Annotated in this window: 1 protein-coding gene; it reads left to right on the top strand. The window is 62.4% G+C overall.

The genetic code is table 11. The features are described from left to right. Window positions 1-1,051, top strand: a 1,051-nt coding sequence (locus tag GOB90_RS18650; RefSeq protein ID WP_173572223.1) for a transposase, incomplete at its 5' end; no start/stop codon positions are given. Window positions 1,052-1,111 lie beyond the last annotated feature (60 nt).

The following is a 1,111-nucleotide window of genomic DNA, read 5'->3' as shown; positions in this document are numbered from 1 at the left end:
CGCCGTTGAGCGGGTTCCGATGAGTGCGTTTTTCATGCAGGTGCGCACCGGCGGGAAGGCGCAGTATCATCCGCGTCTGATGCTGGCGCTTCTGATCTTCAGTTACGCCAACGGGTTGTTTTCCTCCCGCCGGATCGAGCGGGCCACATATCGCGACATCGGGGTGCGCTACGATCGGATCAAAGCCCTGCGAGAAAAGCTGGCGGCTGACATCGCGGGTCTGATGGAGCAGGCAGAGCGTGCAGACGCCACGGACAATGATCCGCAGGCTTTGCCTGAGGAGCTCGCCCGGCGTGAAACGCTGAAAGCGAAGCTGGACGAAGCCTGCGCCCGGCTGGAAGCGGAGGCAAAGGAACAGGCGGAAGTGGCGCGACCGGCATATGAGCAGAAGAAAGCCGCGTATGACGCGAAAACCGGGCGGCGCGGCCGGGCGCCGAAACCACCCGATGACGAACCGCCACCCGAGAGGCAGGTCAGCCTGACCGATCCCGACAGCCGTCTCATGCGGCGCTCCGATGCCCATGAAGTCCGGCAGGCTTACAATGCCCAGGCCGTGGTCTGCGCCGAAGGCAGCCAGCTGATCGTGACAACCGGCGTTGTTGCCACGTCAGCCGATGCCCCGTCCTTTGCCGACACGGTGCTGGCGATGGAGAAAACCACAGGGCTTCCCGCGACCGTGCTCGCCGACACCGGTTACGCCAGCGGAAAAGCCGTCAGGAGATTGCGGGACCGGGGCGTCGATCCGCTGGTCGCTATCGGACGTCCATGTGCCCGCAGGCCTTACGATTTCCGACCGCCTCCCGGAGAAAAAGAGCCACGCCGGATAACCAAACCCTGGCGCCTCGCCATGAAGGAAAAACTGGAAACCACGGAAGCCGGAGAACTTTACAAACTGCGAAAACAGACCGTCGAACCGGTCTTCGGGATCATCAAAAGCGTCATGGGGTTCAGGCGTTTCCACCTGCGTGGCCTCGCAAAAGTCACCACCGAATGGATCCTCATCGCCCACGCCTACAACTGCAAAAGAATGGCACGCCTCCAGGCCGCATGAGCCGGACCAGCCTCGGCGTTATCATCCCCCAAATGCTCAACCCGACAGGCTGTTAGAGGG

The organism is Acetobacter oeni (assembly GCF_011516825.1).
In the GTDB taxonomy this organism is placed as follows: Bacteria; Pseudomonadota; Alphaproteobacteria; order Acetobacterales; family Acetobacteraceae; genus Acetobacter; species Acetobacter oeni.
The sequence above is the reverse complement of the archived record's forward strand: the minus strand, read 5'-3'. Positions and strand labels throughout refer to the sequence as shown.